Here is a 24,326-nt window from a genome sequence, read left to right as displayed (position 1 = left end):
CGCGTCCTCCAAAGGAGAACGCGATATAAAACAGCTTCACTCTGTATTTCAACATCGTCATGAACGTTTTCTGGCGACCACCGCTAACCGGCCGTTTTCGTTCGAGTACTCGCACGTGGACAGTACAATAAGCTTGTCGCCATACCGGGCTGTTACGCCCGTGTCATAAAGAGCGAGTTTTTTGATGTTCTGAACATACGATTCGAACTCGGCGGGCGAACTTACATTCTCAATCTGGTAGTATTTAAAAACGTCGTCCGATTTACGATAAACTTTTGACAGAATAACGGCAACAATCTCATACTCTTCCTTTTCATAAAGCGTGCTGAACTGGAACGTTGCATGCTCTTTATAAAAGCTTTCGTCCTTGTACTTCATTAAATCTTTAAACATCCAGCCGCTTTTCATGTGATGCCCATGAATCAGCATAATGTCCGAACCTTTGGTCCGGCTATGCGCGTCCATAAAAGGGAGGCCGCCTTTGTTTTCCTTTTTATCGAAATCATGATTGAGGTAGTACTCCGCATCCTGTGGATTCTGCATGACCGGGTACTCAATTCGGGTGCCGTCCATCTTCAGCCAGCCGACGATGTCCGAGTTCCTCTCGTAAAGTTCTCGAAATTCGGGAAGCATGACCGGCTCATTCGCCTTATTGAACAAAACGGAGGGGGATGCAGCCCCTCCGCCTTTGTCCGATCCTTCCTCCCAAGCTGTTGCCAGCTCTTCGATTTTCTGCTTCTCAGCATAATCCCGCAGGAAAATTCTCGCAACATTGACGAGAGAAAATACCAACACAAGGAAAGAAACGGCGATAAGAATTTTTTTGGTTTTGCTCATTTTCTTACCGCCTTTCCGGTCATTGGATGTGCTTTTTCTTCTTGTTACCGAGTAGACAGAACCCGATTGTCATCAAGGACATCAGCGCCAAAGCCATATAGAAGATTGGCGATACGCTGTTGTCTCCGGTTTCCGGAGCATCGTCCAGTTCGTTATTTCCATTGCCCGCACCCTTATCGGCTAAGTCGCTGACATCAGGCACGTTGTCGATGTTGTTATTCCCATTGTTGACGTTGCCAGGCTCGGAGCCAGGTTGGTCAGGAACAGGGCCTGGGTTCTCCGTCTCTGGTGCTGGGTTGACAGGACCTGGGTTCTCCGGCTCTGGTGCTGGGCTGACAGGGCCCGGATTCTCCGGCTCTGGTGCTGGGCTGACAGGGCCCGGATTCTCCGGCTCTGGTGCTGGGTTAACAGGGCCCGGATTCTCCGGCTCTGGTGTTGGGTTAACAGGGCCCGGTCCGCCGCCGGTGTTTATCGGCTTCATCGGCACGTCGTATCTTACAATGTCAAAATCGACAGAAATCGTATCACTTCTGTGCGTCTCGTATCCGTCCTTCGTGACGATCAGATAATAATCCGCTTCAGGAAACACCATGTACGCATAGAAGCCATTTGCGTCGCTATCTTGCTCCGGGCTCTTGTTGTCGTGCGGAGCAAAATTCGGAACTGAAGGAAGCGTTACTTTCGTATCCGGAATACGGCCGTTATCTCTATTCCGCTTCGTATCCGCATAATACAGTGTAACTTTGGCTCCGGCAATTTTCTTGCCAGTGTGAGCATCTCCTGTCGTTTCATCATAAACCGTACCGTAAGGGTCGACCAATTCCTCGGAAATATTCAGCTCTCCGTTAGCCTTCACGTCCAGTTGCGTCACTTTGAGGAGCAATTCTTCGCCGGTCTCGGCTTTATAGCGAACTTCCATGGTGTACTTCTGCTCGCTTAGCCCTTCCACGGAGAAGGTTCCGTTGGAAGCCATCGGAAACGCCTTGGGACGACCGTTCTCCTGAATATAATTGCCGTCCTTGTCCTTCAAATAGATATGCATCTGGCTGGCAAACGAATTGTTGAATAGCGCTGTTGTTCCATCCAACTGCTTGAACAGAACGATCCCTACCGCCGTAATGTCCGCCGGAACGGTCTCGTCCGTCACGCTGCCGTCTACTTTTGCTTTTTGCGTGAACTCGACAGGAACATCCTTCCCGCCTACCCGATACACCTTCGTATACGTGATCGTATAGTCGGTATCCGCCTCGGCAGGGACGAAATATTCACCCTGCTCATTCGTCCAAACCGTCTGCTGTTCGTTGTTCTTCTTGTTCGTCACGATGATTTCCGCGCTCGGAATGACTTCTCCTGTGTTGTTGTCACGCAGTACGCCTTCCAGATACGGGCGGGTATTGACAAAGTGCGCTTCAGCCACTCTTTTCTCCGGAATGGTACCTGTGCGAACGAGACTTTCAGGATCCGTCACATAGCCGTCCTTCGAATAATCATCCTGGGTCACCGTATACTTGAGATACGTCGGAAGACCTTCTATAACGATCGTCTGGCCGTCGGTAAGCTCGAAGGTGTCTCCGCTCGTAATCGTTCCCTTGCTGCCGTCCGACTTCTCATAGGCGTAGGATTTGTCCGATCCCTCGCCTGTAAAGGTGAGCGTGTACTGGAACGGCTTCGACTTGTCGTCGTCTTTGCCTTTAATCGTGTTGCTGATGAGCAGGCCTCCTTCGATGACTCGCACGTTCGTGAACGGGGCGTTTTCGTCGTTGCCTTCCATGACTCCGGTATAATACCGTTCCTCAGGGTTGGTCACGTATTCGTCGGCGGTGTAGTCCTTCTCGGTAACTGTGTATTTCAGACCTTCAGGCAGACCCAAAATATCCAGCGTCTCTCCATGCTTGAGTGTGAAGGATTCGCCAGACTTGATCGTTCCCGGTGTACTCGTCGCGCCATCCGACTTCGTATACGCGTAGCTTCCATCCTTGCCTGCTTCTTCAAAGATGACAGTATACTCGAACGCCTTCGTCTTGTCGCCGCCATTGCCCATGACCGTATTGCTGATCGTCAGCTTGTTGACGGTCCGATCATTGGTAAAGCCCGCTTCGCGATCGGCACCCGCCATGACTCCCTCATCAGATAATCCCACAGGGGTAGTCGTGTAGCCATCATTCTTGTAACTGTCCTGGGTGATCGTGTATTTCAAATTGTCGGGAAGATCCTTAATTTTAAAGGTCTCGCCATCCTTGAGCGTGAAAGTATCGCCGGATTTGATCATGCCCGTTGTGCCGTCTGAATGCTCATAATCGTAGGCTTGATCCTTTCCTGCACCGTCAAAGGTCACTGTGTACTTGAACGGCTTGTCCAGTTCTGCGCCGTCGCCGGTTACGGTATTGCTGACGGTCAGATCGTTAACGTATCTCTTGTTGACAAAATCTGCTTTATGGTCGCCTTTATTCACGATCGTGCCGGACAGCTCTCTCGTCTCCGGCTCAGTTGTGTAACCGTCAACGGTCGTATAATCGGCCTCGGTTACGGTATAGACGAGATCCGCAGGCAATGCCGGGAGCGCCACAGATTCCCCGTGCTTCAGGGTAATCTTGTCTCCGCTCTTGATCTTGCCATACGTATTATCTGGCTTCTTATAGGTGTACTCTCCGTCCTTGCCTTCGCCGGTGAAGGTCACGGTGTACTCGAACTCTTTGTCCGGATCGCTGCCGTTGCCTTCCACCTTATTGCTGATGGTCAGCTTACCTTGGGCCGGTGTGGGCACGACCAGCGGATTAGTGCTATCTACCAGATTGCCGTCCACCCAGATAGGGTTAAATGGTGTACTAGACACACGCACGTTATAAACTCGCTCGGTAGGCAGATAGGTCGTCTCGTCGATCCAGGTTTCCTTCAGATCGTAAAGTCCTACCTCGACGTTAAAAATCAGCTCGCCTTTGCTGTCGGTAACTCCCTTGATCGGAGCGCCCTTCTTGTCAAGAGCTACCGTACCGTCCTTGTTATACAGCGTAAACTCTACGCCCTGCAGCGGCTTGCCGTCCGGATCGACCTTTTTCAGCTTCAGAATAGGCTGCCATCCGGCACCGCCACTAATGTCTGCACTTTCTACCGTGTATTCCGCATGGCTGCTGACATCCTTTGCGGCATCGTCGCCCATCATCTGCACATTGTTGCCCGCCTTGTCGCCGACACCGAGTACAGTGCCGTCGATTTCAGTCTGGTAGACGAACAGATACAGCTTGTTCGGGTTCGCCATCTTGAAGGTCAGAGTCGTTGTCCCGTCTGTCTCCTTGTTTGCCGCCACCTTGACCTCGCTGTCCGGAGCGTACAGATCAAGAGCCTCGCCGTCCTGGGCCAAAGCTCCGCTAGCCGTTAGCTTGGCAGGATAGACCGCCATATCGGGAGCCCGGAGCGAGAGTCGGTCAAATTCATCATTGCGCAGTTTAAGTCCCTTGCCTAAGGTATCCTGCAAGTAGGCGGTATCCTTCACGGTAAATGGCGGGGCATATTCCACGGTCCACTCCAGCACGCCAGGCGCTGCTTTTTTCACTGTTTTGTTTATGGACTTTGACGGAGGAACGATGACTTTACGCTGAATGGGCGTCTTGTTATCCCGCTCGACGTCGACTACCGTATTCTCGTCTCCCCATTTGATGCGCAGCTCTGCCTTGTTATATACCGTCTGTTCTGTCTGGCCGGCATCGGCATATTGCTTGAGGGTTGCAGCCGTTGGCCCCGCCTTCACCAAAATCACGTAGGGCTGGTCCAACTTCGTAAAGCTAAACGTCCCCGCGTTGCCTGCGGCAGAAAAGCTTACCAGATTTTCGGGAGCGGCAATAGGTACACCAGCAGTAGCGTCGACCCTTAACCCATAATCGGCTCTTGCCCCTTGATAAATCTCAAATGCTTTCCCCTCGGAATATGGCTTAAACTCCCAGCCCTCGGGGAGGATGTCGACCACCTGAATATTTTGTGCGACATGCGTGCCGCCATGCTTGGCCATTTCCTCGGTTTTGATTCCATTGGCATTGACCGACAGACGGAAGGTTACCGTGTTGCTCGACCGGTCATAGGCCGCTCTTGTCCAATAGTCCTTCTCATTTCCGGAGTAGATAAAACTGTTGACCTGATTTGGCGCAACATTATCTTCCACACCGGTTGCCGGGTTCACCGGTTTTGACGCAAAGAGCATGCCCTTGGTCAGCATGCCGCTGTTGAAGGCGTTATTGTTCGAACCTGCGCCCATTACATAAGTTCCACCGTCGAACAGAGATACCTGATTGTAAAAATTAGTCCCGAAATTGTGTGCAAAATGCTTCCAGTTCGTCAAGTAAGTATTAAAGGTATACGTATGTACCTTCTCTCCGGTTGTAAGGCCGGTGACGGCCAGGATCTCGGCGACGACCTTGCCATTTTGGGTAATGGTGTAGACTTTTTCGGTTAACCCATCGGCAGAGCTAAAGGAACCTGGCTTATACCGCTGCCAGTATCTTGGATTTGCCGTATTTTTGGTTCGTATTGCCGTCAAGAGTGCCGAATCGATGGGCGGGCTGACCTGAACGTTATTCCAGTCTATTTCGCTTCCATCTCCGTACACGAGCAGGTCATAAATGTTCCCGTCCGGCATCGCGTCCAGCGGCTTAACGGTCACCTTCCATCCTAAAGTACCTGATGTCAAATCACCGCCGTTGGCCGTCTTGCTCAGGCTATTGGTCGCTTTGTTGACTGTTGCCTGGTCTGTTACCCCGATATCGTTGTTTTGCCCGTTCCCGTCTATCTGATCCAGATTCCACTTGGCGGTAGCCTTGTTAGTAAAGCTAGTTTGAGTGCCGGTAATGTCGGTGACAATGACCAGCCTCACCGGGCCTTCCACTTGTCCGAAGGAATAGACATCGTCTGCGGGCTTTGTCGTAATCGTATTGATATCCGACCATACATTTGCTTCAGACTTCTGAAACGTTGCCGACTTGAAGGAGAGCCCGGGAGGGATGATATCCGTTATTGCCAAGTCTTGCAGAGGCTTCCTGTTGTATTTGCCATTATGGTTAACCGTAATGGTCCATGTGATGGTGTTATCCTTGTAGTTCTGCACGCCGTCCTTCTGAAACCAGACGGGCTTGAGCGCAACAGTCCACAGATTACTTGTTGCCAGCTCCGTATTGTCCGCTTTCAGCAATTTTACTGCGCTTGTTGCCGTACCAGTTGTCGCACCATTGCTTACTTGTTGTGTTGAGCTGAAGTCCCAGCTACTATCATTATACCGATATTGTTTATAATATTTTTCCTTAGGAATCCAGGTTTCGAAGTTGATGATTGCCGTATCGCCGATATTGTCAGGGAAGGTGTAAGTCAGCTCGCTCCCATTATAGTTCGGCGCTGCTCCTGCCACGACATTGTTGGCGGCATCCTTTACCTCGAAAGAACCTGTCACATAATTGCCTACATTAGTCAAATCATTGGAAAATATCGTTCCGTCCAGCGGCAGCTTGATGTTCACGTCGTCCATGTCAGTCGCGGTGACGATCGCTTGCCATTTAACTTTGCCGGCTTGAAAATCGGTGCTGGATATCTCAACCCTGCCTCGCTGCTGCGTATAGCTCACAAAGCTGTCCGTGTTACTGTTGGAGCGTAAGCTGATGCTATACTTTGCTGTAACTTCCGGGTTTTCCAGCATGTAGCCGCTCCCGAATAAGGCGAGGGGCTTGGTCGTGCCGTAGTCCATTCCCGCCACATCGGCGTTTGCGGTTGTGTCAAAGCGGAAGTTTACGTTCGTCCCCTGGAGGAATAAGCTGTCATCGCCGTCAAAAACGACCTTAATGCTGGTCTCGGTGAAATAAGCGGTGCCCAGCTTGTAGTTTTGCCCGAACAGGGTGACGTCCAGAACTTTTGTGGCGTTCGTCAAGGTTACGCCCTTAAAATAATCCGCTTGCTTTAACTCAATGAAGTCGCCCTTCTGGATGTAAGTGTCCGGATTCTTTTCATCCGTTTCACTATCGCTCCGCATCGGCACACGTAAAGTTCCCGACGTGATTGTAAAAGTCTGCCTGCCGTTGATCTTGTCAACGTTCGGGTCGTAGCCAGGGGCTGTAGTAGACTTTATCTCACTCGAAGGAGTCCCTTGGGAAACCGTCAGCGGAAAAGGGTCATTTTTACCCATAAATAAACTCGTCTTATCCGTTGGCCCCACCGCTAACGGCGTGATATCCGGGGCCCCATATACCGCTTCGGTTACCGACGGTTCGGTCGCGTCCGGCGAGCCAACCTCGCTGACGGTTACCGCCCCGGAATCGCTCAGCACGCTCTCCGCATATGCAGCAGCAGAGAACATCACCGTCTGCAACGCCAGCAGAACAGCTAGGCAGAAAGCCATTACAGATTTTCCTACACTACGTTGTCGTCTCAATGCAAAATTCTCCTCCACTCCCTAAATTTATGGCGACATCCAGATCATCCACCCGATATAACGCTCAAGCGAATAGATATATTTCATTGCTTGATCCCAGCGGCCTGCACATCATAAAGTCTTGCAGAATTCCACAAGAACGAGTAAGTTGCCGTTGGAGTGTAGGGTATTGATCAGGCTTAGTATCTTTTCTCCTTTCCTCCGACATTTTTCGCCATTAATTAATGAAAAATTACATATTACGCCAATTCTCTACAGCGCACTCTTCATTTTACTAGAGCTACCTATACAAATTCTCGACAACCATTCGGCAAAGAAGCAAGTTTATGAATGGAAGCACTTCTGTAAATAAGCCAAAAACACGCCGAATCGGCGTGTTTTCTTTGATTGGTTGCTTTACTTCGCCAACTGGAAAGCATAAAGCGTTATATAAAATATTCTCCTTAATGACGAAAAACGTGCCCCGGGTAGGTTCCGGCCAGTTTGGACTTCTGCCTGACAAACTTAAACTTCTCCTCCAACTCCTTGGGTACCTCCATCCCTTCGGAAAGCTTGAAGCCAACCGCCCGCTTCTTCAGGTCGTCGACCGTATACATCACGTTAACCCCCAGGCTCTGGAACATGCCGTTACTTAGAGTACGGTTCCCGATCAAAATTCTGACCACCCGAATACCGGCCTCAACATCTTGCGAATCCAATAAGCGATGATCGTCCCTGGGTTCCATGAACCAGGATTCTGCAAGTACTCCATGTATTGATCGTTAATTATATAAGTCCATGTGGAAGTAGGGCTCTTCAGCCCGAACTCTTCCCACTTCGCCGGATCGTTCGATCCTCCGAGCTTTACGAGCATATTTGCCGAAGCTCTATTTATTTTAGCCGGAATATGCTCGAAGGCCTGGATGATTTGCGTATGAAATTCGTCGATCGGATTGCGGTTAGCAAGTTTCGTCAAATGGATGCTTTCGCGAATGTATGAAACATATTCTAGATGCTCAGCCCAGAACTTGTCGATATAATAAAGCCGTACCCGCTGCTCCGAAGGGCTCATCGGCGTCTCGCCTTTCAAAATTTCGAGCCGTTCCGCGTATAGAATACGTCGCTGTTCCTCCACCATATCCGAATAACCGTTCAGTTCCTGGCGGATATGGAAGTTCTGGCCCATCATAACGCGCTGAATATGCGTAATTTTGCTGTAGAGCACCGACTCTCCGAGTGCTTCGTCCTGCCTAAGATCACGATAGATGGGCGGAATCGCTTTATCGATACCAAACTGAAGGATCAAATCGTCCTCCAAGCTCACAAAAAATATGGAAGCCCCTGGGTCGCCTTGGCGGCCAGAACGACCGCGCAGTTGGTTGTCGATCCGCAAGCTTTCGTGCATATGCGTACCAATCACGTATAACCCGCCCAGCTTGGCGACAACTTCTGCCTGCGTGAGGTTACCTCCGCCGAGCTGGATATCGACGCCGCGTCCCGCCATATTCGTAGACACCGTCACAGCACCGATTTCACCCGCTTTGGCGATGATCTCTGCTTCTCTTGCGTCGTTCTTCGCATTCAGAACTTGGCAAGGTACGCCGGCAGCCGCTAGCGCCTCTGCCAGCATGTCAGACTCCCCAACGCTTGACGTACCAATGAGAATCGGACGTCCCGCCCTATGGACGGTCGAAATTTCTTGTACAAGCGCCTTAAGTTTGGCTTCTTTATGGGTATAAATCCGGTGCGGATGGTCGATACGTATGTTTGTCCGGTTCGGCGGAATTTGCACGACTTGCAGTGCATAAATATTTTCGAATTCCATTGCGGAAACGTGCGCGGTAGCCGTCATTCCGCTAATCTTCGGATATAGGCTAAGGAAGTGTTGAAGGGTGATCGTACCGAGAATTTTCCCGCCGGCTAAGGACTGCAACCCTTCTTTGGCCGCAAGAGCCGCTTGAAGCCCATCCGGCAAATGTCTGTTCTCCGCCACGCGGCCGGTATATTCGTCAATCAGCTCGATTTTACCGTCCCGGACGATGTAATCGACATCTTTTTTCAATAACGACTCCGCATGCAACGCGCAATTCAACGACGATAACAAATGGCTATTATGGCTTTCGTACAAATTGCCGCATTCCAGCAGCGATTCCACTTTCGCAGAGCCCGCTTCATTTAAATAAACATTCCGCTTGAACTCGTCGAAATCGTAATGCTCATCTTGCTCAAGCTGCCTAGCCACTTCTGCGAAACGAATGCCATCGCTGCCGGAAGATCCCGGCTCACCGGCGATGACCAGCGGCACCCGCGCTTCGTCGAGAAGCAGCGAATCTGCTTCGTCGACGATGACGTAGTGGAAAGGACGGTGCACGGTATCGGCTTCGTCTAGGGCGATCGTGTCCCGCAAATAATCGAATCCCGCCTCTTTGGCCGTCACATAGGTTATATCCGCGGCGTACGCTTCTCGTTTCTCGGACAGGCTCATGCCCGCTTGAACCGATTTTACCATTAACCCGAGGAAACGATAGATCGGGCCCATCCACTCCGCATCTCGATGTGCCAAATAATCGTTAAAAGTCAGCACATGAACGCCTTCGCCTGTTAGCGCATTTAGATAAGCTGGCATAACAGCAGAAAGCGTTTTTCCTTCGCCGGTATGCTGCTCGATCAAAAATCCCTCGTGCAGAGCGATGGCAGCCATGATCTGGACAGCGTAAGGCTGTAATCTGAGCGTTCTCTTCGCTGCCTCGCAGACTAGCACATAGGCATCAACAAGCAGCTCGTCCAAAGGCGTCCCTGATTTTGCTTCTTTTTGCAGCCGGAGGGATTCGGCTTGAAGCTGCCCATCGTCCCAAGCTTCCAAACTCCGTTTCCTGATGAGCTCCGCTTGGTCCCGATAGACTTTCAGCTTATTCTGGGTAACGCGATCTTTGAATTTTTGCATCAACTTGGCGGCTAGATTCATCGGAATTTGATCCCTCCCAGGTTTCCTACTCATCCTTTAAACGTCGTTGGTACAAAACAACTGATGCAATCGTAAATACAACCGTCCATGCCAAAATAATGAGGAGGGGCTTTAATAAGTCTCCCGTTGTAAAATGTGTATTGCGTATACCTAGCAAATGCAAAAGTTGAATGCTGGGTGTAAACTCCAGCGCTTTGAAAATCGGAAAATCATCCATTAGTAACATTCCCCCATATGGTACCGCAGTAAATACGATTAGCACAGGGATTATAGAGAAAGATGCTTCAAGCACCGTCTTGGAGAATAAACCAGAAATCGTCCCGGCCGCTGTGTATAGAATAATTGAAAGAAGGATTGCTGCCACAAACGCCCATATACTAACTGGCTCATAGCCAAATAGATACGTAGCAATGGCCAAAATAACAACAGACATGACAAAGACTAAACTACTTTTACCGATTAAAACATCCACAGTCGTGGCCGGAGTCATCATTAATGATCGTAAAGTGTTACGCTCCTTTTCTTCCGCAATCAAGCAAGCTTGTGCAAAACTCGGCAGCATTACAAACGAAGTATTTAGAATTAAACCGAAAGTTGCAGTCGTCAAATCCGAGGGGGCACCTCGAAGACCCAATGCCATAATAATTGGAAAAATCAACAAAAGGGAGACGGCATAATTTCGTGAAAACTCTTTATAATCCTTCACAAATATCGCTCGCGCACGTTTCAATGAGATACTCATAGTAACTCACTTCCTGTCATTTTAATGAAGATATCACCCAGGCTTGGCTCTTTCGTTTCCAATCGATCAATGAACCCTTGTTTCATCCAATCGGCTACTTGATCAGCCGTTCCATCATTAATCGGGAGCTCGTAGGCATGCCCATTGATTAACTCAACACAAACTACGTTTTCTCGATGCTGTTTTTTAAGTTCCTTGGGTGAGCCGATGGTTTGAATTTGTCCCCGATACAAAATCGCTACTCGATTACATAGCAATTCTGCCTCGACCATATCATGCGTAGTTAAGAAGATCGTTGTCCCTTTCTCATTTAAGTAGCGCAAGCCTTTATGAATATGTGTTGAGTTTACTGGGTCCAAAGCCGAAGTAGGTTCATCCAAAAATAATAATTCTGGCTCATGGATGACCGCGCATGCCAATATGACACGCTGACGCATCCCTTTCGATAAGAGATTGACTTTCTTTTTGCGCTCTCCGTTTAAGTTCACAAACTGCAGCACCTTATCGATTGAAGATCTGGGAAGATCATACAATTGGCGATACAGCTCCAAATTTTCCTCAATCGATAATCTTTCATATAATCCGCTGTTATCCGTCAAAATGCCAAAGCGCATCTTCTGGGCAGACCGCTGCATCCTCTCCGCCGGCTCGTTAAATACGCTTGCCTGTCCGCTTGTCGGATTTAATTGCGCCGTTAAAATCTTTATTAATGTCGTTTTTCCTGAACCACTCGGACCTAGGAAACCAAAAATTTCACCTTTCGGAATGGAAAAGGACACGTCTGCTAACGCATCCTTATTTCCAAATCTTTTTCGAATATGTTCGACCTGGATAACAGCCATTAACACCACATCCTTAAGTTGTTCGCTTAAGTATATAGGGATTGCATATCTCCAGCCATCAAAATCCGCCGAAATGTAGCTGTTATCGCCTGAATTGTACCGCTTAATGCTTGAATGGTCGACAATTTCCCCGGAAATTAAATGTTGAGAAGCGCTTTTAAATCTTGCAATTTTGAACGAGATAACGGGACCACGGCATCTTGACCCGTATTTAAGCGCAAGCTGTAGCTATTCTTCGTCCATGTAATAATCTCTCTTACTTTTTGCAGATTAACGATGTAGGATCGATGACACCTAAAAAAACCGAAATTTAACAACCTCTGCTCGAGCTCGGTTAGCGTCAAAGCACAGACATAATTTTCTCCACCTACATGCACAAGGATTGAACCATCCATACTTTCTATGTAATCGACTTCAGGAGGATCAAATAAAATCACCTTGTCATTTTTTTTCGTATAAATCTTCTGCAAGGTGATATTGCCCCGATCTTGTTCCGCTTCCTGATTATTATCTTCCGAGTCCCGAATATCCAATGGATGAAAACCGAGCTCGTTCAATCGATAAATGGCATCACAGGAAATAAGGGCATCCTCTAAATTCGAGGTTAAAATTAAAATCTGCTTCTCTTTCGAAAGGTCATCCAAAATTCGTTTAAAATGACGACGGTCTTCTTCTTCCAAGTAAAAGTAAGGTTCCTCCAATACAATCGTAGGCTGATGCGCAAAAAAGACACGCAGCAATGTCACATATATCCTTTTCGATGAGCTTAGATCCCTGATCCTTACCTTCCGCTCTTCTTTTAAAGCAAAATAATTCATTAACAGAGCGACACGGTCATTCCTCTCCGTTACACGGATTAGAAAAACGATCAGCTCTTCCACCGTTAAACGAACATACTCGTTTTGCCCAGCTCGAAACAAATAATATTGGGAATGATGCGTCAATTGATTCATTAAAAGCTGCTTTCGCTTCAAGTCCGTTATAATGCCGATCGATTGGTTCGATGTCATATTTAATTCGATCTTCGGTAGAAGTAATTTCCCATTATCATAGATTGGTTGAAATTGCATGCCGTCCTCCCGGTCAGTACCGCTATAGGATATATATATAACAATTATAATGTTGGGATACTTTTTTGTCATAGATATCAACAAAGGTCGGGAAAATACGATGAGAGAGGATTGTTCATGTTACCACGCATTCAAAATTTGGATCGGCTTACACTCAGCGCTAGATCATAAACGTATTTATGGGGCGGTTCTCCAAATCCATGCCCCGCAAGGATAGCCACAAAAAAACTTGCCATTACTTATGACACGGTTCACCTTAACGGAGCAATCGGCGAAAATAATGGCCACCTAAACGGTGCCTCCTAAACTGGATCAAAAGAAGCCTTAAAAAAAGCCTCCACGTAAATGTCGACCTTCTTTCGTCTTCCTTCGATATGAATCGATGCAACCTTCTTTTTAATCTTCACCCAAGTTTTTTAGATTTCCTGTATGATGATGTTATGAAAAGAATATTATCTTTCATGGATTGGGGTATATTCGCTCTTCGTTTATACCATTATATTTTGCTGTTGTCCCGGGTTCTGGCAGTAAGTGAGTTTTCGAACCGAACATTATTAAACGTGATCTGGCTGAGCATAGCTCTTGTCGTCCCTTTGCTGTTCTGGTTTCCTGGGCGCCGGATGAACAAGGTCTGGTTTTGCATACTGGAGCTATTGCTTGGCGGTTCTTATTATGTGAATTCTGTCATTCATCCGGATCTGACTTCAAAAGCGGACTATTTGCTGCCGAGTCTTACAATGGGGTACTTATTGACTAAGCAAACCCTTTGGATCATTCCCTTACTTGTTCTCATTCCCTTTTCCTTTCAGTCTTTCCTAAGATTATCTTGGGAGCAAACCCTAAGTATCGGAACAGACAATCTGCTGTTCTGCTTCATTGGTATGTGGGCAAGCTTCGTAGCCAATGCGTATGATCAGAAGAATAAACTGGCAGCCGAAGTGGAGCATCAAAATAAACTGTTAACTCACTACTCGGCCGAGATCGAGAAAATGACTTTGCTTGAAGAGCGCAACCGCATGTCCAAGGAGCTTCATGATACACTGGGGCATTCCTTTATCTCACTCATTCTGAGCCTCGATGCTTCTATTGCCCTTATGGATAGCAAGCCTGCCGAAGCCAAAGATCGGTTAATTCGCTTAAGAACATTGGCAGAGAAAAATCTGGACGAAATGAGGAACATCGTACACGAGATGGGGGAAGAAGAGGAATCCAGTCTGATCCGACAGGTTGAATCCCTAGTGGTCCGTTTCCGGGAGCACACGGGTACGGCCCTGACATGGAGTCTGCCGGAGACAGAGTGCTCCATACGTTTTGAGGTACGGCAAGCGATCCTTCGGGTTATCCAGGAGTCCTTTACAAATGCACTAAAACATGGAAAGGCGTCTCAACTGCATCTGGAGCTTAGATTTTCTGAGAGCCATCTGCAATTGTCCATTCGAAATAACGGCAAACCGATCGACAAGCTAAATTATGGTTTCGGCTTGACCACGATGAAACATCGGGTTGAGCGGTTGGGAGGCAGCCTACACCTATCATCTGTGGAGGGAACTCCAGTGATAACCGAAGTCCGATGCGAGATTCCGCTGAAAGGAGTGATGCCGTATGGTGAAGATTAAAGTGCTGCTGGCTGATGATCAAGAGTTAATTCTCGAGAGCTTACATATCGTGTTATCCATGGAACCGGATTTGGAAATTGTCGGTTTAGCCAAGGATGGCGAAGAAGCCATAAAGGGCTGCGATCAGTTTATGCCGGATATTGTGTTGATGGATGTCAACATGCCTGTCATGGACGGCGTCGCTGCAACGGCCCTGATTAAAGAGCGGATACCTGCAACCAAAATCATCATGCTGACCTCCCATAAGGAAGTAGAACATGTGTTAGCGGCTTTAAGCTATGGAGCAGAAGGATATCTACTCAAAGCCATTCATCCCAGAGACCTGGCTGCAGGCATACGGGTGGTCCATGCGGGAGGGACATTAATTTCGCAGGAAATGGCGAGTAAAATGATCAAGAACATGAACAATACCACCCCTGCGAAAAATAATGAATTTGGGCTCACTGCCCGTGAAGTCGAAGTGCTGCATAAGCTGGCTACTGGCCTGCGTAATCAAGACATTGCCGAGGCGCTGTATCTTAGTGAAGGGACGGTCAAAAATTATATCTCCACGATTTATTCGAAGCTGAATGTGAAAGGAAGGCGGGAGGCCACCCGTAAAGCCCGAGATTCGGGATTTATGGATCATTAAAAAGCCGATCCCCAAGAAGCTGGTAACCTATTAGGGTTGCCGGCTTTTTATGAATATAGCCATAGAATAAATTATGACAAAAGCGCACTGTCTCTTTATGACTTTTTCAGCCTATACTCATAGCATCTAACAACAGAGGAGGCGATGAAAGACATGAAGAAAAAAATGTCTAAAAATAAAGAGCTGCTGCAGAATGGCAGGAAGTTAAGTGCTTGGAGTTCATTTTGGCGTTTTCCAATCGTCTGGATGCTTGTGGGAGCTATCGGTATTGTTCTTATCGATACGTTGTTCCGACAGCTGACTGAGCGAGGGGATGGGATGATTTCCCTTGTCCTTACACTAGTGATGGGGTTGCTGGCCATCATGGTTTATAAGCTCACGCTGACATACCTAGCCCGGCGTTCCACTCCAGAGATAGCTAGGCAACGCGCAGGGATTGAAGCTGTCCTTGGCGTACTTACCGGGACAATCTTTATCGCAGGGTCCGTCTTTATTATTATGGCTCTGGGAGGGTACTCCTTTCAGTGGGCAAGTTCTGCGAATGCGGGTTCTGTTCTCATATCCTCCATTGGAGCAGCTATAGGAGCAGCCATTATCGAGGAACTTATCTTTCGTGGACTTATGTTTCAAGCCATTGATAAATTGGGAGGGAAACTGCTCGCACTTGCTGTGACCTCACTATTCTTTGGAGTTGCCCATCTTGGAAATCCAGGGGCAACATTATGGAGCGCGTTCGCCATAGCCCTGGAAGCAGGTGTTCTGCTCGGAGCGGCCTTCCTGTGGCGGCGGAACTTATGGTTTGCCATGGGGCTGCATTTTGCATGGAATGCCATTGAAGGAGTGCTAGGCATTCCTGTTTCCGGACACTCAGCTCCCGGTCTATTTACTGTAGAGGTGAACGGTGCCGCACTTCTCACAGGGGGCGATTTTGGACTTGAAGGTTCCATTGTTCCGGTTGTAATCAGTCTTCTGATCTCCATTCCAATGCTAATTGGGGCTGCACGTTATCGAAGGATTGAGGCCCGGAACCTTCCTGTATCAAAGTAAACGACTGACCTGATCCCTCCTAAGGACGCTGTACCCACCAATATAAACACTTGCAGACATAAATCGAAATGAGCCCGGTATAATTACCGGACTCATTTCATGAAACTGCCCAATACATATGATATCTGGCCATTTAAGGCCACTTCACAGGTGAAGCAGCCTCTATTTCATTAAAGGCTTCGACACGGATACGAGAAGCTCGCTACCGCCTGAAATGACCGCCACTTCAGGCGGTCCAGGAGGGTGCGGCATCTGGTTCGCGATCCACCGCTCCCCCGTTCCGACAAAGGTCGAAGATGTGAACGGAAGCGTGACTTCCGCATCCATGCCTTGGTTGACCCCCTCCATATCGATTTGCTTCTGAGTCAAGGTTAGCTCATAGGATGAAGTCAAGCCATCATACTCTGCCGTGATGAGTACGGTTCCTTCCGAAATCGCCGTTACTACACCGCTAGCGCTGATCTCCGCTATAGTTGGATCACTGCTTGTATAGATGACGTTTGTCCCTACCTTTTCACGGCTTCCATCGCTATATACTGCGGTAGTCACCGTATGATCACTCTCGCCAACGACCAGTGCAGACATTCCCTCGAGCTCAAGCTCAATCAGGCTAACCGGCTCTTCTTCGTTACCTTCTGATACCGATTGTAAAACAGGTCGCTTAGCCATACCGTCCCATCTCCAAATCGCGTTAAAGTCCCACCCTAGCCTGTCGGTATAGGTGGATGGAGTCTTTATTTCAGTTTCAGTTAGGCCTAATCCTTTAAGGGTTGTTAATGCTCCTTCAGCGACACCTTCTTTATTCACTATCATGCCGTCAAATGCATAATTATTTTCGAGCGTAGCGGTGTGCCCCGCAAGAACTCGTCCCATCACCCGGTTGGCCATCGTTGGCGCCGTAACCGAAGGGCTCAAGGCAATGACATTTCTGATGACCGTATCATTGTATCCGTATCCAGTCACTCCGCCCGCATTGCTCGTCATCGCTCGAATGGTTCCAGACGCATACACGTCTTCTGTTAGGCTGCCTGAGTTCGTAATTCCGATTAGGCCGCCGGCCTGACTTACCTGAGCGGTCACATCGGCGGTTGAATAGCTGTTTCTTACGATACCATTAGAATAGCCTACTAGCCCCCCCACTGTGCTGGAGCCTGTAATGGAGCCTGTTGAGAGACTATTCTCTACCTCGCCATTGTTCGTATTGACGAGTATGCCTATTCGGCTCCCGCCAGTGACGCTGGCATCGATCATAGCTATATTTTTAATCACTCCGCCATTGAGATGAAATAAGCCGCCATTTTCTGATTTGAAATTGGTTAAGGATTTATTGTTCCCATCAAACGTGCCAAGGAAAGGCGTGCCCTTGAATAAGGGCTCAAACAGCTTTCCTTCAAAATCAAGATCATTCTCTAGTTTATAATTTTCATTTGGGAATTCGGATATCGTCTCTAATTCTTGAATCGAACGAATGATGTAGTACCCATCTTCATTCCGATCCAGCTTCGGCTTTGGAATATGGTCTTCGTTAATTACCTCCAAATTACTTTGCAGTAAAGGACGCTTGGCATCTTCATTCCAGATCCAGACCGAATCAAAATCCCAATGGAGGGTCTCCATGAAAAAAGCTGGCTTCGTGAATGCTTCTGCACCGACCCCCTGTCCTTTTTCATTGTTTGGATCAGGAACCGTAACGTTCTCACTGCTAACAAACATATTTTCATCGGCGTAATTGTTGACTAGAGTTGCCTTCTCCCCAGCTAACACTCTGCCGACAATTCGATTCGATGCCGTACCTGTAACAATCGATGGATTTAATGCCATACTATTTTGAATAACCGTATTGTTATAACCGTATCCGCTGATGCCGCCAGCATTGGATTCTTCTGCTATGACGGCTCCCATGGCATAGACCTGTTCGGTTATACTCCCCCGATTCGTAATCCCGATCAGGCCGCCGGCTTGCTTGCCTCGTGCATTAACTCGAGCTGTTGAATAACTGTTACTAACGATACCGTTCGAGTAGCCCACAAGACCGCCAACTGTAGAATTGCCTCGAATAGATCCGGTACTGTAGGCATATTCCACGATTCCATCATTCTGATCGACCAGGATTCCAACATTGCTCCGACGAACATCAATGTCTGCATGGATGATTCCTACATTTCGAATCGTCCCTTCATTAATGGCAAAGAGGCCTGCGCCGCCTGAGGAGATCATAACGTCTGTAATCGTATGCCCTTGCCCATCAAACGTACCCGTAAATGGAGTGCCATTCGCGCCAATGGCTTCAAAAAACACGCCATTCCCATCAATGTCCCGATCTAAAATAAAGTGTTTGTCCGGGAACTCATGCATTTTATAAAGCCCACTGGCACTTTTGATTTGATAGGGGTTGCCTTCCGAACCATCGCCCAGCATTCCTTCTTTCGCTATGAACGGGTCCGTTAACGGCTCTTGATCGATTGGATTATTAACCACTCTTACGACGATGGTATGTTCATCACCAAATGCAAGAGGGTTGTCAAATAAGATGATTTGTTCTCGTCCGAGATGTTCCAGCGTTGCTTCTTGAATAACCGTTTCCAACAGCTGTTCACCTGTATGATCACGCTTTTCCCCGATCACGGTGACACGTTCAGGTAAGCTCGGGTAATTCAGGACCCCAACGCCCTTCAAGACGTTATTTTCTATAATCGCGCTTGTTAAGTTCATATAATTTGCAGGTTGTTTAATCGTAAATGAATCAATTTCAACACCGTCGCTGTTGTAGGCTTTCAACGTGAGAGATTGATCGTTCGATTCTAAAATAACACCGGTCTGCTTATTCTCATCAAAAACGATATGATCCCAGTCAAATGATTTGTTATCATAGAATGTTGGACCTGATGAACCAACGGTCACAAACGTTGTTCCTAAATTCATCGCTTCTTCCGATATATCTTTTACACCGTCTCGTATGGTTGTCCGTTTATACACATGATCATGACCGCCAATATACAAGCTAACGCCAAGGCGTTCAAATGCTTGAGACAATTTCACTCTCATCATGTCCATACCGGTCTCATCGCCGGATTGACCGCCATAATAAGGATAATGCCCCATAACGATTTTCCACTTCTTGTCGGTTGCCCGCAAATCTTTTTCCAGCCATGACAGCTGCTTGTCGAAATCCAGCACTGAATTCAGAACAGCAACGTGCATATCGCCATAATCAAACGAATAATTCGTTTCCTGGTAACTGCCTTCACCGTTCTTCGGCAGGTTGAAAAAACCGGAGAACGGCACGAGCTTCCGTTCCGTCGCACGTTCACGGTCCCCGACAATGTGAGCAGAAACTAGTCCCATATCGTTGTTGTAAATGTTCTTAAACACATCATCCCAAGCATACATATTGCCGCCGTTCTCGACCAAGTCCCCGACTTGGATCACCGTCTGTCCGTTTGAATTTTTCTCCCGCAGAACGTCCAGCATATTGTTAAAGAGCTGGAAGCTTTCCGGATTTCGATCAGGAACTCCAAGATCCCCCATCACATACATAACGGCTTCCTCTGAAGCTGGCGCGGTCTTAAAGCTATAGCTGCCGCTCCAAGGTCCAGTCGGTGACATTCCATACCGATAGTCATACTTAGTCCCTAAGTCGAGATCTGTTATATTCGCTTCATGAGCTGCAAGCACGCGATAGTTACTCTTGTCATACGTATCACCATAGGCGGCTTGAAAATAAGAGACTTCCGCTTGTACCACTTCAGCATCGTCCCATGTTGCCACTGACTCCGGTTTATACTGAACATACGACGTTTCTAACGCCTTATCCGTTACTAGATTTACTCCTACTTCACGTTCGCTTGCACCTACATTAACCATGGGTTGGAATTCATTTAAAATGTTATCAGCGTCCAGCTTTTGTTGATCAACAAGCAATCGAATAAGTTCAACACGCGTATTTCCTTGAGCGTCGGTCGCTACATACTTAATGAAATAGTCTCCATACATATCGACCTTGAAATGCTGATTTAGAGCGGCTACTTCTCCTTTATCATTTAAAACGATGGCTTCCACCGATAAAGATTGACCGCGATGATCCGTCGCCGAAGCGCTCAGCACTTCTATTTGATCTCCAAGCTTAATGGTGTCCGGATATTGCCCATGTACCGTAATTTCAGGCGCGTGCACCGTGCCCCTCGTTTCATCACCAATCCAAATTGGAGCGCTTATAGCTTCTTCACCGTCTGCCTGAAAAGCTCTAACGATGAAATAATCACCATCTTTAGTTGCTAAGGTTACTTCCTTTTCAAATTTATTACTGGAAATATTGCGATACTCCTTGAGAATTTCGCCGCTGTTTTTGTAAACAACGACTTTAACCAAATCATCGTTGGCATCAGGATCATTTATCCGTACTTTAAGTTCAATTTCTTTTGTTTTGGCCGGAAGGATCGCCCCCATCATCTGACCTTTTGCGGAAACCGCCATTTCTAAGTTACGATCAAATGATACATAGGTGCGGTGGTTTCGCATCGCCTCGTAAAGACCTTCTCTAGTAAGGTTATCTCCCCACATACCGGTCACATGGGGCTGAACCATTCCCCAATTTCCTTTGTGCTCGTCTCCGCCAAACACAGGAGAAACATGCCAGCCTTGATCTAATGCCTTGGTATAGACTGCAAAATCATTGGAGGATTTGTATTCGATCATATTAAGGTTTCTGTCAACGTCTCGGTTATAATGTTTAAATTCATTGAAACTCCAATTACCTGACAAGCGTGGATGATTAAACTGAGCAATCGCATGAGGATCTTGGGCAAGTCTTGCGTAAAAGGTTGGCAAATCATATTTGATGTCGCTCCAGCCCCAAGTGCCATCCGCGCCTACTCCATGTGTTCTTGCAAACCATGGGGCATTAAATAGGTTGATATGACCCGATTCATCATACCAGGTCACCTCCGTACCAGGCAGCGTAATAAATTCGTTATCACGATTGTGAGCATCGGATTGCTCATGCAGCAGCTTGTATTCTTTTGAATAAGCGTCTTGAACATTCGTAATAAAATCACTGCCCGTACTGATGTCATAAGTCACGTCGTGTTCAGTCACTGCAAAAAAATCAAAGTCTGTATTAGCTTTCACAAAATCGTAAGCATCATTGGGCAACAATATCCCGTCACTGAGAGATGTATGGGAATGCATGTGACCTTTGAACAGTGAAGCTCCTGAGTACTTAGCCCTCTCTTTTTGAGAAACAACTTCTTCTTTATCTGAAGACGCGAATACATTAATGCCGTAACAAAGACTAACAACCCCCGCAATGAAACAAGCCATCACAATAAAAGGCAGACTTCTTCTTTGGGACTTCAATCAAAATCCTCTCCTTTTTCGGCTTAAATGGTAATACAGGTGTCTGACTGATAGACAAACAGCCCCTAACCAAAAAATGCAGTCTGAAGGCTGTTCATAACATCTATCTTGTTCATCGCAGTCGCAGCAATGGCCTAATGATAGGTGCAAGCGACTGTGCCATGCGCAAAAATCCGAGGTCTGTTGGATGTGTTCCATCAACCGTGCAATCATTGACAAAATCATCGCCCAGCAGCTTCAAACCATCAACGAAATGGATATTACGGTCTCCTACTGTCCGCCTCTGTTCCACATTCTCAATTTGGATCAGCCTGCGGCGATCATTAAGCTCCCTCCTCTCTATATAGAACTGGTCTTCGGCAGTGCTAATCCTGGAGACTACTAGTATAGGAACTTCGGGATGTCGCTCTCTCAAAATCTGGATGAAGGCAGGCAGCGTTCGTGCGATGTTTCCGGCCTCGCCCGTATTCCCTTCATAATCAAGGATAAATAGAGCCGGATCATCGATTTCCGACATGATCTGCGCGAGCTCCGGCTCGCCCTTTCCATTCCCGGAGAAGCCTAGATTTACGAACTCCACCGGAATCATACGGCTGAGAATATTAGAATAAGCCATACCCGGCCGGGAGGCGCATCCCCCTTGCGTAATCGAAGTTCCATATATAATGACGGGTTTACTGCTTGCATAGGCAGGTGCATCGCTTATGACAGCATCCTGATCTACACCGATCCATACCTCTTCTACCCCTTGGTAGAGCGGCAAGTTTAAGGTGACGGCTACATCTTTTTTCGTATCCCACTGATAAAGCTGGGATTCATATTCACTTTCCGTTGGTTTGAATCTAGCCGTGGTGATAAAGCTCTGCTCTCCCGGCTCTCCAAGATAGCAGTCAACCCCGCACTGCCCTGTAGGCGGCATATGATACATATTGGCCGGTCCTGCAAGACGCACCCTTATGACCAGCCTTGAAGAATTGGTGCGAAAGCGAATTTGCCCACCTGCCGTACAATAAGCAAGCGTATCAACCGCAGGCGGCAAGACAGCCCCTGAAGCCAAGGGCAGGCGTCTGTATATCCCATCCTGCGCAAGCCAAGGGAAGCCCGCGATGTGAAAGGGCGCTTCAAGCGGAGAATGCCATCTCAACTGCTCGCCATTGGTTGTCTTTGGGTATATCGTTCCGCCCAGTTGATCTAAGTTTATCTCTTTCGATTGAACGGTCATCTATTTCTACTCCCTCACATTTGGAATACATATTTCCGAATCGCCTGAGCAACGCCGTCCTCGTTGTTGGTAGCCGTCATAACGTCCGCTATCGATTTGATATGCTCTTCACCGTTGGCCATCGCCACACCGAGACCTGCCGCCTTCAGCAGCTTCGCGTCATTATCACTGTCTCCCATCGCAATGACATCGGACATCGAGAAGCCCAGCATCTGGCAAACCTCACGCACTCCACTTTCCTTGGTAGTTCCTTTAACTGATATCTCCATATTCGTAGGGGCCGAACGGGTAACTTCAAGCGTCCCCCATCGGAGCAGCTCCTCCTTAATTTCCGCGAGCTTCTGTTGATCATGGCTGCCGATGCCGAATTTCATCCAATCCCTCTCGAACATCTCAGGCGTCCAATCCTTGTCGCCCGTCAAGCTCTCCACGCTGTAGCCCCAGTACCACTCGGCCCGTTCGGCAGCAATGGCGTGCATATGGCGGACCGTATCCCGGGGGAGGAAGACTCGCTTCTTAAGCCTGCCCGGCCCCTCCCAAATTTCCGCGCCATTGAGCAGCACCATCGGGGAATCAAGCCCCAGCTCATCCCAGAAGCCCTGTGCAGTTTGCAAGCCTCTTCCGGTGGAGAACATCACTTTAACGCCCTGATCCTCGGCATATTGAAGCCACTTTTTGGTCTCTTCCGTAATGTGCTTTTCATCCGTCAGAAGAGTCCCATCCAGGTCCAAGGCAATCAGCTTATATTTCGCCTTCACTTGCTGCACCGTATTCATCCCTTCACCGCTCCCATGGTCGCTCCTTCCATCAGAAGCTTTTGGAATAAGATATAAATAATAATGGACGGTACCATCGCAATGGTTACACCGGCAAACAAAGTTACCCAATCCGCAGTAAACTCCATTTGCTTATTCGCAGAATACATTTGCACCGCAATGGGATATTTCTTGGGATCGCTCAAATAGATAAACGGCGCTAAGAAATTGTTATAGAACCCTAGGAACTTGAATACGCCAACGGTTACAATTCCCGGTGTAGACAAAGGAACAATAACACGCCAAAACTTTTGGAATAATGTAGCACCATCCATCGTTGCGCTCTCCTCAAGCTCCATCGGCAAAGAGCTCATAAACCCTCCGAGCAGCATAAGGTAGAACACGCTTTCCCCCAGACTGGACAGGAGAATTAATCCGGTCAAACTATTGGTTAAATTCAGTTCCCTCATCACTACATACTGGGGTACAAGCGCATTGATGCCAGGCAGGAACAGGGACAACATAATCAAGCCCCAAATCAATTTTCTACCTTTGAATTGCATTCGAGTAAGCGCATAGGCGTTAATTGTCGTAAAGAAAAGCCCAAGCACCAGACTTCCGCCGACATAATAAAGGGTATTTAAGAGTGATTGCCCAAAACCGTATTGATTCCAAGCCTTCGAATAATTCTGCCATCTTGGTTCCGAAGGCAGCGCCCATATATCTTTAAAAAACTCAGGATTGCTTTTTAACGATTCATAGATAACCCAGACTAAAGGAAATAATATGGTCAACGACCAAGCATAAAGCAGCACACGCCACACAACGTCCATAAACGTTCGTTTTTCCTTCAAACTTTATC

General features: G+C 47.8%; 13 protein-coding genes and 1 pseudogene. 3 read left to right on the top strand and 11 right to left on the bottom strand.

Annotated elements, in window-relative coordinates; all coding sequences use genetic code 11:
* Positions 1–57 precede the first annotated feature (57 nt).
* From srtB to M4D81_RS03850, 7 genes and pseudogenes are all read right to left on the bottom strand, one after another.
* A complete protein-coding gene (gene srtB / locus M4D81_RS03880) occupies positions 58–837 on the bottom strand; it encodes a class B sortase (protein ID WP_260064538.1) in 780 nt (259 codons plus the stop codon).
* 19 nt (positions 838–856) lie between these two features.
* Positions 857–7,240, bottom strand: coding sequence for a DUF7601 domain-containing protein (locus M4D81_RS03875; protein ID WP_260064537.1), 6,384 nt, complete (start codon positions 7,238–7,240; stop codon positions 857–859).
* A gap of 442 nt (positions 7,241–7,682) precedes the next feature.
* Positions 7,683–7,851 (bottom strand): annotated as a pseudogene (locus M4D81_RS03870) (phage tail protein); the annotation flags it as partial.
* A 38-nt stretch (positions 7,852–7,889) separates the two neighbouring features.
* Positions 7,890–10,184, bottom strand: coding sequence for an accessory Sec system translocase SecA2 (gene secA2, locus M4D81_RS03865; RefSeq protein ID WP_260064536.1), 2,295 nt, complete (start codon positions 10,182–10,184; stop codon positions 7,890–7,892).
* A 25-nt stretch (positions 10,185–10,209) separates the two neighbouring features.
* A complete protein-coding gene (locus tag M4D81_RS03860; protein WP_071219389.1) occupies positions 10,210–10,926 on the bottom strand; it encodes an ABC transporter permease subunit in 717 nt (238 codons plus the stop codon).
* Positions 10,923–11,768: an ABC transporter ATP-binding protein gene (locus tag M4D81_RS03855; RefSeq protein ID WP_071219388.1), complete on the bottom strand. Its 846-nt coding sequence runs from the start codon at positions 11,766–11,768 to the stop codon at positions 10,923–10,925. The genes M4D81_RS03860 and M4D81_RS03855 overlap by 4 nt, the downstream gene beginning before the upstream one ends.
* A gap of 137 nt (positions 11,769–11,905) precedes the next feature.
* The gene (locus M4D81_RS03850; protein WP_071219387.1) at positions 11,906–12,838 is read right to left on the bottom strand and encodes a LytTR family transcriptional regulator DNA-binding domain-containing protein; all 933 of its coding nucleotides are present in this window, start codon (positions 12,836–12,838) and stop codon (positions 11,906–11,908) included.
* A gap of 440 nt (positions 12,839–13,278) precedes the next feature.
* Here M4D81_RS03850 and M4D81_RS03845 point away from each other — a divergent pair, with 440 nt between their 5' ends.
* From M4D81_RS03845 to M4D81_RS03835, 3 genes are all read left to right on the top strand, one after another.
* Positions 13,279–14,454 (top strand): sensor histidine kinase, encoded by a 1,176-nt coding sequence (locus M4D81_RS03845; RefSeq protein WP_260064534.1) that lies wholly within the window; start codon positions 13,279–13,281, stop codon positions 14,452–14,454.
* Entirely contained in the window at positions 14,441–15,085 is a 645-nt protein-coding gene (locus M4D81_RS03840; protein ID WP_260064533.1) for a response regulator, read from the top strand. The genes M4D81_RS03845 and M4D81_RS03840 overlap by 14 nt, the downstream gene beginning before the upstream one ends.
* Before the next feature lie 153 nt (positions 15,086–15,238).
* The gene (locus M4D81_RS03835; RefSeq protein WP_260064532.1) at positions 15,239–16,132 is read left to right on the top strand and encodes a CPBP family intramembrane glutamic endopeptidase; all 894 of its coding nucleotides are present in this window, start codon (positions 15,239–15,241) and stop codon (positions 16,130–16,132) included.
* A gap of 162 nt (positions 16,133–16,294) precedes the next feature.
* Here M4D81_RS03835 and M4D81_RS03830 read toward each other — a convergent pair whose 3' ends face one another.
* From M4D81_RS03830 to M4D81_RS03815, 4 genes are all read right to left on the bottom strand, one after another.
* Entirely contained in the window at positions 16,295–21,487 is a 5,193-nt protein-coding gene (locus M4D81_RS03830) for a CehA/McbA family metallohydrolase (RefSeq protein WP_260064531.1), read from the bottom strand.
* A gap of 112 nt (positions 21,488–21,599) precedes the next feature.
* The gene (locus M4D81_RS03825; RefSeq protein WP_260064530.1) at positions 21,600–22,709 is read right to left on the bottom strand and encodes an SGNH/GDSL hydrolase family protein; all 1,110 of its coding nucleotides are present in this window, start codon (positions 22,707–22,709) and stop codon (positions 21,600–21,602) included.
* A 14-nt stretch (positions 22,710–22,723) separates the two neighbouring features.
* Positions 22,724–23,485 carry a Cof-type HAD-IIB family hydrolase gene (locus M4D81_RS03820; protein ID WP_260064529.1) on the bottom strand — a complete coding sequence of 254 codons (762 nt, stop codon included), beginning with the start codon at positions 23,483–23,485 and terminating at the stop codon, positions 22,724–22,726.
* Positions 23,482–24,318, bottom strand: coding sequence for a carbohydrate ABC transporter permease (locus M4D81_RS03815; protein WP_071219381.1), 837 nt, complete (start codon positions 24,316–24,318; stop codon positions 23,482–23,484). Before M4D81_RS03815 ends, M4D81_RS03820 begins: the two co-directional genes overlap by 4 nt.
* Positions 24,319–24,326 lie beyond the last annotated feature (8 nt).

Source organism: Paenibacillus sp. p3-SID867, assembly GCF_025142895.1.
Taxonomy (GTDB): Bacteria; Bacillota; Bacilli; order Paenibacillales; family Paenibacillaceae; genus Paenibacillus_AQ.
This window is presented reverse-complemented; position numbering and strand designations above follow the sequence as displayed.